Source organism: Brevundimonas sp. (genome assembly GCF_041648115.1).
In the GTDB taxonomy this organism is placed as follows: Bacteria; Pseudomonadota; Alphaproteobacteria; order Caulobacterales; family Caulobacteraceae; genus Brevundimonas.
This window is the reverse complement of record NZ_JBAZPR010000022.1, coordinates 1-12,276: the sequence shown is the minus strand read 5'-3', so window position 1 is coordinate 12,276 and position 12,276 is coordinate 1. Positions and strand designations below refer to the sequence as shown.

At 64.2% G+C, this 12,276-nt stretch carries 11 protein-coding genes and 3 tRNA genes; 7 read left to right on the top strand and 7 right to left on the bottom strand.

Annotated features, from left to right (window positions below; genetic code table 11):
- Positions 1-56 precede the first annotated feature (56 nt).
- Positions 57-704, top strand: a complete 648-nt coding sequence (locus tag WC597_RS16200) for an ATP-dependent Clp protease proteolytic subunit (protein WP_135195868.1) — start codon at positions 57-59, stop codon at positions 702-704.
- A 75-nt stretch (positions 705-779) separates the two neighbouring features.
- A complete protein-coding gene (locus tag WC597_RS16195) occupies positions 780-1,100 on the top strand; it encodes a hypothetical protein (RefSeq protein WP_372694987.1) in 321 nt (106 codons plus the stop codon).
- A gap of 3 nt (positions 1,101-1,103) precedes the next feature.
- Here the strand turns inward: WC597_RS16195 and WC597_RS16190 are convergent, their stop codons facing one another.
- Positions 1,104-1,751, bottom strand: a complete 648-nt coding sequence (locus WC597_RS16190; RefSeq protein ID WP_372694985.1) for an HAD-IB family hydrolase — start codon at positions 1,749-1,751, stop codon at positions 1,104-1,106.
- Positions 1,752-1,945: 194 nt separating this feature from the next.
- Between WC597_RS16190 and clpX the strand changes: the two genes are divergently transcribed.
- Positions 1,946-3,214, top strand: coding sequence for an ATP-dependent Clp protease ATP-binding subunit ClpX (clpX, locus tag WC597_RS16185; RefSeq protein ID WP_372694983.1), 1,269 nt, complete (start codon positions 1,946-1,948; stop codon positions 3,212-3,214).
- A gap of 65 nt (positions 3,215-3,279) precedes the next feature.
- Here clpX and WC597_RS16180 read toward each other — a convergent pair whose 3' ends face one another.
- The 3 genes from WC597_RS16180 to WC597_RS16170 are packed head-to-tail and all read right to left on the bottom strand — an operon-like array spanning position 3,280 to position 3,814.
- Positions 3,280-3,483, bottom strand: a complete 204-nt coding sequence (locus WC597_RS16180) for a hypothetical protein (protein WP_372694981.1) — start codon at positions 3,481-3,483, stop codon at positions 3,280-3,282.
- Positions 3,480-3,689, bottom strand: a complete 210-nt coding sequence (locus WC597_RS16175; protein ID WP_372694979.1) for a hypothetical protein — start codon at positions 3,687-3,689, stop codon at positions 3,480-3,482. Before WC597_RS16175 ends, WC597_RS16180 begins: the two co-directional genes overlap by 4 nt.
- Positions 3,686-3,814, bottom strand: a complete 129-nt coding sequence (locus WC597_RS16170; protein ID WP_372694977.1) for a hypothetical protein — start codon at positions 3,812-3,814, stop codon at positions 3,686-3,688. Before WC597_RS16170 ends, WC597_RS16175 begins: the two co-directional genes overlap by 4 nt.
- A gap of 281 nt (positions 3,815-4,095) precedes the next feature.
- Here WC597_RS16170 and lon point away from each other — a divergent pair, with 281 nt between their 5' ends.
- The 3 genes from lon to WC597_RS16155 all read left to right on the top strand — a co-directional run bounded on the left by lon (position 4,096) and on the right by WC597_RS16155 (position 6,979).
- Complete coding sequence (gene lon / locus WC597_RS16165; RefSeq protein ID WP_372694975.1) at positions 4,096-6,492, top strand: endopeptidase La; 2,397 nt, start codon at positions 4,096-4,098, stop codon at positions 6,490-6,492.
- A gap of 101 nt (positions 6,493-6,593) precedes the next feature.
- Positions 6,594-6,869 (top strand): HU family DNA-binding protein, encoded by a 276-nt coding sequence (locus WC597_RS16160; protein WP_372694973.1) that lies wholly within the window; start codon positions 6,594-6,596, stop codon positions 6,867-6,869.
- A 33-nt stretch (positions 6,870-6,902) separates the two neighbouring features.
- Positions 6,903-6,979 (top strand) — tRNA-Val (locus WC597_RS16155).
- A gap of 58 nt (positions 6,980-7,037) precedes the next feature.
- Here WC597_RS16155 and WC597_RS16150 read toward each other — a convergent pair.
- Positions 7,038-10,337, bottom strand: coding sequence for an autotransporter outer membrane beta-barrel domain-containing protein (locus WC597_RS16150; RefSeq protein WP_372694971.1), 3,300 nt, complete (start codon positions 10,335-10,337; stop codon positions 7,038-7,040).
- A 311-nt stretch (positions 10,338-10,648) separates the two neighbouring features.
- Between WC597_RS16150 and WC597_RS16145 the strand changes: the two genes are divergently transcribed.
- Positions 10,649-11,899 carry a glycosyltransferase gene (locus WC597_RS16145; protein ID WP_372694969.1) on the top strand — a complete coding sequence of 417 codons (1,251 nt, stop codon included), beginning with the start codon at positions 10,649-10,651 and terminating at the stop codon, positions 11,897-11,899.
- Positions 11,900-11,996: 97 nt separating this feature from the next.
- Here the strand turns inward: WC597_RS16145 and WC597_RS16140 are convergent.
- A tRNA-Asp gene (locus WC597_RS16140) sits at positions 11,997-12,073 on the bottom strand.
- Positions 12,074-12,153: 80 nt separating this feature from the next.
- Positions 12,154-12,230: transfer RNA gene (locus WC597_RS16135), tRNA-Asp, on the bottom strand.
- Positions 12,231-12,276 lie beyond the last annotated feature (46 nt).

The following is a 12,276-nucleotide window of genomic DNA, read 5'->3' as shown; positions in this document are numbered from 1 at the left end:
TATGCTAAAGCGAAGGGCGCGGTCTGAATCGCGCCCATTGCATCCGAGAAGGCCATATGCGCGATCCGATCGAACTGATGAACATGAACCTGGTGCCGATGGTGGTGGAGCAATCCAGCCGTGGCGAGCGCTCCTTCGACATTTTCTCGCGCCTGCTGCGCGAGCGGATCATCTTCCTGACAGGGCCGTTCGAGGACGGCATGGCGTCGCTGATCTGCGCCCAGCTGCTATTCCTGGAATCGGAAAACCCGAAGAAGGAAATCAGCATGTATATCAACAGCCCCGGCGGACAGGTGTCCTCGGCGCTCGCGATCTACGACACCATGCAATACATCAAGAGCCCGGTCTCGACCGTGGTCATGGGCATGGCCGCCTCGGCCGGTTCGCTGATCCTGACGGCCGGCGCCGCGGGCCAGCGCATCGCCCTGCCGAACGCGCGGATCATGGTGCACCAGCCGTCGGGCGGGTTCCGGGGCCAGGCGTCTGACATCGAACTGCACGCCGCTGACATCCGCTATACCAAGAAGCGGCTGAACGAGATCTACGTCCACCACACCGGCCGGACCTACGAAGAGGTCGAGAAGACGCTGGACCGCGACCACTTCATGTCAGCCGAGGAAGCCAAGGCCTGGGGCATCGTGGACCACGTCTATGATCGCCGCGAACAGGCCGACGCCGACGGCGTGAAGACGCCCGGCAACTAAGATCTGATTCAAGATCGAACGGAAAAGGCGCACCGATGCCGGTGCGCCTTTTTTCTTTTGTGCTATCAGGCCGCCATGCAGTTCACACGAGATCCAGGCGGCACGGTCGAAGTTGACGGCGAAACCTATGAGTGGGAGCTTCGTCGTCAGCCCCAGCCCAAGGGCGGCAATGTCTGGGAAGGCATGGCCGTGTCCCTGCGACATGTCGATTTCAAGCGCGAGGCCATCGTGCAGTTCCCGCCGCCGCTGCGGCCCAATGGCCGGCCGGATGTCGAGAAACAGCGTGTCAACGTCGATGCCGTTCGAACCGCCATCGCCTCGGCTATCGAGGCGGGCTGGGATCCGGCCTCGCGTGGCAAGGCCGTGGTTTTCGACGTGGACGCCGACGGCAACTGAGCCTCAGGGCTTCTGGCGGAACACCCTGAAGCCTGGCTCCTGCGCCATCGCCAGCATTTCGGTGTCGCCCGAGGTGTCGCCATAGGCGGCGGTCAGCGTCATGTCGTCGCCATAGGCGGTCTTCAATCGGCGCACCTTTTCTTCACCCCGGCAGTTGGGGCCGACGAAATCGCCGGTGATTCGGTCGTCGGCATCGAAGACGAATTCTGTGCCCAACAGGGTCTCCGCGCCCAGCTTGCGGGCGAACGGCGCCACCGTGGTGGTGGGAGAGGCGGTCACTATGACGCGATGGGCGCCGCGTTCGCCCCAGTCGTTCCAGACCTTGAGCGCATCGGGGCGCATGAAGCGGGGCCAAATCTCCTGGGCGAAGCGTTCGGCCTCGGATTCCAGGGTCTGGCGCTTGACGCCTTTCAGGAATTCTTTCACCGACGCCGCCTTGATCCGTCCTCGATCACGGTCGTGCGCATAGGCCGCCACGGCGGGCGACAGCTTGACCAAACCCAGCGCCCAGGCCCCCGGTCCGGCGCGCCATCGCAGGAATTCGGTGAAACTGTCGCGAATCGTCAGCGTGCCGTCGAAATCGAACGCGACGATAGGCCGCCCCGAGGCCTCGGACTGGCGCAAATCCTGCACGATCCCCATGTCAGACATTAGCCTTGATCCCCGCCGACACTGATCCATCCACGCACTGCAACAATCCCTTGCCGCCTTCGGGGTTGTCGTCGCACGTGGGATGGGTGATTGTCATTTTTTGAAGACCTTCGCAGCCAGAGTACTGGAATCAATGTGAGGGAAGCGCGTTTCGGGCCATTTCGGTCCGCCCCGCGGGAGTGAGATAAGGGTCTATGACCAAAGCAGCCGGCTCAGACGCCAAAAGCACCCTGTACTGCTCGTTCTGCGGAAAGAGCCAGCACGAGGTCCGCAAACTCATCGCGGGCCCGACCGTCTTCATCTGCGATGAATGCGTCGAACTGTGCATGGACATCATCCGTGAAGAGCACAAGATCGGGTTCAAGAAGACGACCGACGGCGTTCCAACGCCCAAGGAAATCCGCGACGTGCTGGACGACTACGTCATCGGCCAGTCGCACGCCAAGAAGGTGCTCTCGGTCGCCGTTCACAACCATTACAAGCGTCTGAACCACGCGACGAAGAACAACGACGTCGAACTGGCCAAGTCGAACATCATGCTGATCGGGCCGACCGGCTCGGGCAAGACGCTGCTGGCCCAAACTCTGGCGCGCATCATCGACGTGCCTTTCACCATGGCCGACGCGACCACCCTGACCGAAGCCGGTTATGTCGGTGAAGACGTCGAGAACATCATCCTGAAGCTGCTCCAGGCCTCCGACTACAATGTCGAACGGGCCCAGCGCGGCATCGTCTACATCGATGAAATCGACAAGATTTCGCGCAAGTCGGACAACCCCTCGATCACCCGCGACGTGTCGGGCGAAGGCGTGCAGCAGGCCCTGCTGAAGATCATGGAAGGCACCGTCGCCTCCGTGCCCCCGCAGGGCGGTCGCAAGCATCCGCAGCAGGAGTTCCTGCAGGTCGACACCGCCAACATCCTCTTCATCGTCGGCGGCGCGTTCGCGGGCCTGGAGAAGGTGATCGCGGCGCGCGGAGCCGGCGCCTCGATCGGTTTCGGCGCCAAGGTCAAGGAAATCGACGAGCGTCGCACCGGCGACATCCTGAAGGGCGTCGAGCCGGACGATTTGATGCGTTTCGGCCTGATCCCCGAGTTCATCGGCCGTCTGCCCGTTCTGGCGACGCTGGAAGACCTGGACGAAACGGCCCTGGTCACCATCCTGACCGAGCCGAAGAACGCTCTGGTCAAGCAGTACAAGCGCCTGTTCGAGATGGAGAATGTCGAACTAAGCTTCACCGACGACGCTCTGATCGCCGTCGCCAAGAAGGCTATCACGCGCAAGACCGGCGCACGCGGCCTGCGTTCGATCCTGGAAGGCATTCTGCTGGAGACCATGTTCGAACTGCCGACCTTCGAAGGCGTCGAAGAGGTCGTGGTCAATGCCGAGGTCATCGACGGCAAGGCCCAGCCCCTGCTGATCTATTCGGAAGCGTCCAAGAAGAAGGCCGACGGCGCCGCCTGATCCGGTCGCCGATAGCGAGAATGATGAAGGCCGGAGCAAGATCGCTCCGGCCTTTTTTCTTTGTTTCAAGTCGCCGGGCGGGTCTCGGCCAGCACCAAGACGTGACCGGGATGGGCCTCGGCCTCGGCCCTGGCGCATTGGACGGCGCTCTTGGCGTTGGTAAAGACGCCTTCGAACAGACCGTCGCTTGAGGTGACGCGCCAGCGGGCGCCGAAGGGCTGGATCGTCAGGGTCTCGACGGCGGGCGGCGAGGGCAGGGCGGGGATCATTGGGTGCGCCTGTGCTGGTCGCGGTTCAGCCGGTCACCTTCGGCCTGCAACCGTGCGGCCAGGCGTTCGGCAGACGCACGGTCGGACAAGGGGCGGGTTGTGGCCTTGTTGACCGCCACGGCCCATCCGCTCGCGCGCGGCACGACCCTGTATCGTCGGGGAGGGACGGGGGCTGCGGCCCCGCCCTCGACATGGCCCTGCATCATCGCGACGGCCCCCGGTGAATCGGCGCGCCGAACAGGGCGCCGATGAAGGTCATCGCCATCTGCACGGAGGTCGGCTTTGGCGCTGGGCGGTTCAGCGATTCCGCCAGCAGGTGTGAACGGCTCATGGGTCATCTCCTTGGACCCGCAGAAGACGCCCGAAGGCCGTAAAGCCGCCATGTCGAAAGCGCGGCGCCGCATAATGCGGGCGTAAAGGGCGCGTGAAGCGTGTCATGGGCCCACGCAGATGTGGGTGGTTCCGCAGTCACGCTTGAACCGCAGGTCTTTCAAACCACATACTCATCCGAACGCCGTCGGAATCGACGGGCCGTCATGCGCCGGTCGGGCCTCTTGCCCGGCGGACCCTGGCGGCGGGCCGGAGATGATCAATGGCCCAGGAGCACGCATCATGACTGAACCAAAGATCCTGCCCGTCCTGCCGCTGAGAGACATCGTCGTCTTCCCGCATATGGTCGTGCCGCTCTTCGTGGGCCGCGAGAAGTCCGTGAAGGCGCTGGACGAAATCATGAAGGGCGAAAAGCAAATCCTGCTGGCGACCCAGAAGAACAGCGTCGATGACGATCCTTCGCCCGACGCCATCTATCCCATCGGCGTGCTGGCCACGGTGCTGCAACTGCTGAAACTGCCCGACGGCACCGTCAAGGTGCTGGTCGAGGGCAAGGGCCGTGCGCGCCTGACCCGCTTCACCGACCGCGAGGAATATTTCGAGGCCGAGGCCGTCGAGATCGAGGACGAGCCAGGCGACGCCTCGCAGGCCGAAGCCATGCTGCGCGCCGTGGTCGAGCAGTTCGAGAACTATGTGAAGCTGAACAAGAAGGTGCCGCCCGAGGCCCTCAGTTCCATCCCCCAGATCACCGACGCCTCCAAGCTGGCGGACTCGGTCGCTGCACACCTGTCGGTGAAGATCGCCGACAAGCAGGGCCTTCTGGAAACCTTCGACGTGCCCAAGCGGCTGGAGAAGGTCTATGGCCTGATGGAGGGTGAAATCAGCGTCCTGCAGGTCGAGAAGAAGATCCGCTCGCGCGTGAAGCGCCAGATGGAGAAGACCCAGCGCGAGTATTATCTGAACGAGCAGATGAAGGCGATCCAGCGCGAACTGGGCGAGACCGACGACGCGCGCGACGAGATCATGGATCTGGAGAAGCGCATCCGTAAGACGCGCCTGTCCAAGGAGGCGCGGACCAAGGCCGAGGCCGAGGTCAAGAAACTGCGCAACATGAGCCCGATGTCGGCCGAGTCGACCGTGGTGCGCAACTACCTCGACTGGCTGCTGTCCGTGCCGTGGGGCAAGGCCAAGCAGAAGCCGATCGACTTGGCCAAGGCCGAGGAGATCCTTGAGGAGGACCACTTTGGCCTGGAGAAGGTCAAGGAGCGGATCGTCGAGTATCTGGCTGTCCAGGCCCGCACCGGCAGCCTGAAAGGGCCGATCCTGTGCCTTGTCGGACCTCCCGGCGTCGGCAAGACCTCGTTGGCCAAGTCCATCGCCAAGGCGACCGGGCGTGAATACGTCCGCATGTCGCTGGGCGGCGTGCGCGACGAAAGCGAGATCCGCGGTCACCGCCGGACCTATATCGGCTCCATGCCCGGCAAGATCATCCAGTCGATGAAGAAGGCCAAGACCACCAACGCCTTCGTCCTGCTGGACGAGATCGACAAACTGGGGTCCGACTGGCGCGGCGATCCCTCCTCGGCCCTGCTGGAGGTGCTGGACCCGGCCCAGAACTCGACCTTCGGCGACCATTATCTGGAGGTGGATTACGACCTGTCCCAGGTGATGTTCGTGACGACTGCGAACAGCCTGAACATGCCGCAGCCGCTGATGGACCGGATGGAGATCATCCGGGTGTCGGGCTACACCGAGGACGAGAAGGTCGAGATCGCAAAGCGTCACGTCCTGCCGAAACAGCTGACGGACCATGGTCTGAAGGCCGACGAGCTGATCATGCCGGAAAACACGATCCGCGACCTGATCCGCTACTACACCCGCGAAGCTGGCGTGCGGTCGCTGGAACGCGCCCTGGGCGGTCTGGCGCGTAAGGCTGTGCGCGAGATGGCCAAGACGGGCGCCAAGTCGATCACCGTTGATGACGCCAAGCTGGCGGAATATGCGGGCGTGAAGAAGTTCCGTTACGGCGAGACGGACGAGGAAGATCAGGTCGGCATCGTCACCGGTCTGGCCTGGACCGAGTTCGGCGGCGACATCCTGACCATCGAGGCGATCAAGATGCCCGGCCGGGGTCGCATGACCGTGACCGGCAATCTGAAGGAGGTGATGAAGGAATCGATCTCAGCCGCCGCCTCCTACGTTCGGTCGCGGGCGCTCGATTTCGGCGTTAAGCCGCCGGTGTTCGAGAAGACCGACATCCACGTCCACGTGCCTGACGGCGCCACGCCCAAGGACGGTCCGTCCGCCGGTGTCGCCATGACCGTGGCCATGGTCTCGGTCCTGACGGGCGTGCCGATCCGCAAGGATATCGCCATGACCGGCGAGATCACCCTGCGCGGCCGGGTTACCGCCATCGGCGGCCTGAAGGAGAAGCTGCTCGCGGCCCTGCGCTCCGGCGTCAAGACCGTGCTGATCCCGCAGGAGAACGAGAAGGATCTCGCCGAGGTGCCGGACAATGTGAAGTCGGCGCTGGAGATCGTGCCGATCTCCACGGCGGACGAAGCCTTGAAGTGGGCGTTGGTCGGCGCCCTGACGCCGGTGGAATGGGATGAGGCGTCGGAGCCGCTACCGGCGCCGGTTCCATCCCTCGACGGGCCGGCGGTCGCCGTCAGCCACTAACGTCAAGTTGAGTAGGGAACGCCGCCGGTGAGCATACCGGCGGCGTTTTCGTTTTTGACGCAACCGTCGATCTGCCCTTTAGTGATTCGCTTGGGGGACAGATGACAAAAGCGGAACTGATCGGCCGAATGGCCAGCGCGGCGAACATCAGCCGCGACCAGGCGAAATCGGCGCTGGAAGCCTTCACCGACGGCGTGGCCGAAGCGCTTTCGGATGGTCGAGACGTCAAGCTGATCGGGTTTGGCAGTTTCGTCGCCGTCGATCGCAAGGCCGGCGTCGCCCGCAATCCTCAGACAGGAGCCGCCGTGGCCCGCCCCGCATCCCGCACCGCGCGCTTTCGTGCTGGGGAAGGTTTGAAAAGCGCCTTGAACGGCTGAAGCCCAAAGGGCATAAGCTCGGCTCTGCATTGGGGGCGGCTAGCTCAGCTGGTCAGAGCATCTCGTTTACACCGAGAGGGTCGGCGGTTCGAACCCGTCGCCGCCTACCAAACAAAAAGGCCGCCGGAGCGATCCTGCGGCCTTTCGTGTTTCTTGCTTTCACTTCGATCAGAAGCGGAAGCTGGCCCGCAGCAGCAGCGAGTAGCGGACATAGTCTTCCAGCAGTTCTGCGTCGCCGGTCAGCGACAGCATGCCCAGTTCGTTGCCCAGGTTCAGGCGGAAGCCCAGAATCGGCCCGCCGCCTTTGATGGCGTCCGGCGACAGTGTGAAGCCAGGGCCGCCGTTGGCGAAGCGGGCGATGGTGTCGCCGGCGTCCACCGAGATGTTCTGGCGATAGCCGATGCGCAGTTCTGGACGGACCCAGCCGTTACGCCCGAAGCCGTAGCCGATGTTCATCGCCGCCACAGCCGAGAAGATGTGGCTGTCGCGTGAATCGATATCGAGATCGAAGCCGTTGCCGCCGCCGCTCTCGCTGCGAGCGCCTTCGGACAACCTGAAGAATTCACTATAGATTTCTGGACGGATGTTCAGGTGGCCGAAGTTGCGCTCATAGGAGGCGCCGCCGGCGACCGCCGCCGTCCAGCCGTTCCAGTCGGACTTGTTGTTCAGATAGACGCCGCTTGCGACCAGAGAGCGTTTGGCCGTGAATGAGGCGTAGCCGCCGGCCGCACGGGCCCAGGTCGTCCAATACTGGCCTTGGGCACGCCAGTAGAGACCCAGTTCCAGCAGATTGGCGGACAGCACCTCTTCGGCCTCGGCCTCGGGATCCTTGATATCGGAGGAGGTGAAGGCCGCCGAGATGCCGATCGCGCCCAGGCCGGTGCCTTTTTCCACGCCGCCCGCGATGCCGAAGCCTTCCGAGCGGAAGCCGTAGGAATCGGTCTTGTTCTTGTCGGCGTAGAAGTTGATCTCCTGCACCCAGGCGCTGGTTTCGCCGGGCGCGGCGGCCGCATTGCGGCCGGTCAGGGCGCGCGTCACGGCATCGACGCCGGCCGACAGCGACATCAGCGGGCCGCCGGAGTGGTCGGGCAGCAGCTGCTCATAAGCGTCGATGAAGCCGTCTCGCGTCGTCTGCGACAGCAGCAGATTGCGGATGGTCTCGTTGGAACCCAGGGCCGTGTAAACGGCGTCGAAGGCGGACGCTTCGACCGGGATCAGGTTGGCTTCCGACGCCGTGCGACGACGTGCGTCCACATAGACGGTGTTCGTCGCCTGGCTCACGCCGCCTTCGACGACGTAGAGGTAGGGCGAGTTGCCTGACAGCAGGGTCTGGTTGATCTGGCCTGTGCTCAGCGTGCCCGCGGTGATGATGTTGAACCGTTGCGGCGCGGTCAGGAGCGACGTGAAACGGACGCCCAGGGTCGAACCGGTCGCCAGCGTCGCATTGCCGCTGACGTTGAAGCCGCCGGCGCGGTTGTTGGTCGGATCGATGTTGACCAGCAGCGTGCCTTCGGCGCCGATATTCAGGTTGGAGATCGCCGTGGCGCCGGTCTGGGTGGCGGCCAACGTGCCCTTGGAGACGTTGATGTCCAAAAGGCCGTCGCCGTTCCCGATCGCGCCGGACACGATAGCGCCGCCGCTGATGTTCAAACGGTCGGCGCCCGCGCCGAAGTCTATGTCGCCGTTGACGACGCCATTTTCGATGTTGAGCGTGTCGGCGCCCGAGCCGAGCTTGATTGCGCCGATGATGGCTGGTTCGCTCGCGTCCGGCACGCCGTCCTTGTCGGTATCGACCGCAGTGCTGCCCGAAGCGGCGGTGATGCCGTACTGGCGCAGGGTGACGCCGGTCGTGTTGGCCGACAGATCGATCGCCGTGACGGTTCCGTTCACCGGCGTGGTGTCGGTCGTGCTGGGCGTCAGCGAGCCGATGATCGAGCCGGCGTTGTTGAGCTGGGTCAGCGAGCCCGACTGGTCGCGGATGACTGTGGCCGAACCGTGGTTGCCGCCGAACGAGGCCACGAGGTTGCCGGTGTTGGTCAGGGAGCCGACATTCGCGCCGGCGCCGATCAGAATGCCGGTTGCGGTCTGGGTTCCGACGCCCGACGCGACGGCCTGGATATTGCCCGAGTTGTTGATCGTGGGGGCGGTGACGCCCGATCCGATCCATACGCCGGTGGCGTTGGCGTCGACGGCGGTCGAGGCGATGCCGCCTTCGTTGCGAACGCCGCCGACCACGTTGACGGCTTGCCCTCCTGTGACGCCCAGCTGAACCGCGCGGGATTCGACGCCGGAATAGAGGCCGGAGCCGATGATGGCACCCCGGTTGATCAGGCCATAGGCCGCGTCGCCCGTGCCTACAGCGCCCAGGGTCACGGTGTTGGTGGCGGAGCCGATCAGAAGGGCCGGCGCGCCGCCGAGAGAGGTAATGGACGCGGCCGTTTCACTGGCGTCCGGGATGCCGTCGCCGTCACGGTCCGTATCGTCGCGGTTCTTCACGCCGTCGCCGTCGTCGTCCTCATCGCCGTTCTTGATGCTGTCGCCGTCGTCGTCGCCTTCGATGCCAGCGGCGGAATAGGCCAGGGCCTTGTCCAGCAGCACGCCGCCGGCGACGGTTGCGCCCACCCGCACGGCCGGGCCGCCCTGCAGCAGATCGTCCGAATCCAGTTCGTCCAGGAAAAGGGTCGTGGCGTTGTTGAAAGTTCCCGTCGCCGGCCGAACAGGGGGCGGGGTCGTATAACGGTAACCTGTGGCGACGACGGTGGAGTGAATCTTCAGCGCGCCGCCGACATTGCCTTCGACGGATACGCCAGTAGCGCCGGCGCCGATCGCCGAGATGGATCCAGCGAGATCAATGTTGCCGGAGATTGGGCCGGTCGTGCGGATCGCCGTGCTGTTTTCGCCGGTCACGCGCACCGTGCCCAAGCTTTGAAGCCTGCCATTCACAGCCGATTCGACCGACAGGCCGTAGGAGTTATTGCCTTCGACGGCGATCGCTCCTGTGCCTTCGACCAGGATATTGCCGGTGAAGGGCGAGGCGCCCGTGACCCGCACACCATAGCGGTTGGTCCCGGTGGCGAAGGGACCGTCAAGGTCGCCGTCGCCGTCGGTATCCTTGATGTCAGCCGTTTCGAGGGTGTCGTTGACTGTGATCGATCCGCCGACGATGACAGAGCCGGTGTTGCCGCCGTTGACCAGAATGCCGGTCGAGCCGTCGGCCGACTTGTCCATGGTGATCAAACTGCCGCCGTCCAGATCGACAGTGTTGTTCGAATCCAGCGTGACGGCGGCGCCCGTGGCGACGGCGACGCTGCCGCCGCTGGCGATGCGGATGTTTTCAGCGGCCGTGCCGGTTGCGTTGGAAGTCTGGATCGGCGTCGTGCGGGCGGTCGAGATTACGATCTCGGCCTGGGCCCCGGCGGCGGCCAGCAAGGGAGCGATCGCTACGGCGGTCGCGAGCAGAATACGCATTCGGTAGAAACCCCTGGTGGTCACGCATCACGGTACAGCCGATCCCTTAGCAGGGTCCGCGCCAGCCTTCCAAGTTTATCGAATTTGAGGCGAATACAAGGCCGCAGCAGTTTGCGACCCTGCCTGTAAACGGACCCGTGTTCTGTGGTTTTCGAGCGTTGCGGTGGATACGGAAGGTTTTGCGGCGCGTCGCTCTTGAGCTTTGCCGCGACGGGGTTTACGGCCGTCGCAAGGTCTAAAGGCCGCGTCCCGGCGACGCATCCAACGAACCCCTTCGGCGTTCGACAGCCCAGACCAGGCGAGAACACCCCATGAGCATGACAGACCTCGACGTTCAGGAAAGCGAACTCCGACTGATTCCTGGGCTGGACGTGGAAGTCGCGGATACCTTGCGGGCCTTGAAGGCGGCGGCGATGGACGAGCGGCCGCGTCTGGTGGACACCACCATGCTGTACGCGCCGCGCTCGGGCGGGGTAAAACGTTACATCCTGTCCAAGAAGGCCTGGATCGAATCCAACCGACCGGGCGTCAGCCATTCGCTGATCGTGCCGGGCGCGCGGCACAAGGCGCGTGCCGACGGGATCGTGCAGTTGCGGGCGACCAAGCTACCGTTCGGCGACGGCTATCGCTGGCCCAGTTCGGTGAAACGATGGAGCGCCTGGGTCGCGGCGATGAAGCCGTCGATCATCGAGGCCGGCGATCCTTACACGCCGGGGCAGGGGGCGCTGGAGGCGGGCCAGCGGGTCGGATGCCCGGTCGTCGGCTTCTGCCACTCCGATCCTGCGGGGCTTGCCGCGCTGCATTTTGGCGAATGGGCCAAGAAGCCGGTCGAGAAACGTTGGGCCAAACTATTTTCCCAGTTCGATCGGGTGGTTTCGCCGAGCCGGTTCATCGCGCGGCGTCTTGAGGAGGCCGGCGTCGATAATATCGTCATCCGACCGCTAGGCGTTGAGATTGACACTTTCCGGCCGGAACGACGGGATCGCCAATGGCTGCTGAACAAGCTGGGCCTGGGCGATGACGCGCGGTTGCTATGTTTCGCCGGACGGCCGGCGAAGGAGAAGAACGTCGATGTGCTGATCGAGGCGGTCCAGAAGCTGGGCGCACCCTATCATCTGGTGCTGGTCGGCGCGGGCGCGGGGATGCCCGAGGAAGATCGCGTCATCTCCATGCCCTATGAAAGCGACCCCAAGGCCGTCGCCAAGATCATCGCCAGCTGCGACGCCTTCGTGCACGCCAACGACAAGGAGCCGTTTGGTCTGATCGTGCTGGAAGCCATGGCCTGCGGTCGCCCCGTGGTGGGGGTCAACGCCGGCGGCGTCGCCGAGACAGTGGACGAGACCGTGGGGCAGTTGGCCGCCAGCGCGGACGCCGACGACTACGCCCAAGCGGTCGAGGCCCTGTTCGCACGCGACATCGAGGCTATCGGTCGGGCGGCGCGCGAGAAGGCGGTCAGCCAGTTCGCCTGGAACCGCGTGTTCGAGGACCTGTGCATGGTCTATGGCGAACTGACGGGCGAGGCGGCCTTCGTGAACCCGGATACCGCGTTGCCGCTGCATTGATGGGGTCGTGCAGATGCACGGCGATCAGCGATTGAATGGGGCGCGTTTCCGAAGAACGGGGGCGCGCCACTTCTTTTATCTATGTCTGGAAAAGAAGTGGCGCGAGTGACGGGGCTCGAACCCGCGACCTCCGGCGTGACAGGCCGGCACTCTAACCAACTGAGCTACACCCGCGTATCAGGTCGAAACTTTTGAGCTGTTTCGAAAGCTTTTTGGGAAGGCGGTGTGCGCCACTCTTCTATTTCTAGAGAGAGTGGCGCGAGTGACGGGGCTCGAACCCGCGACCTCCGGCGTGACAGGCCGGCACTCTAACCAACTGAGCTACACCCGCGTTTCCCGGCCGAAGCGGCTGTGCGCCCCGGCGAGGGGCGTCGTTT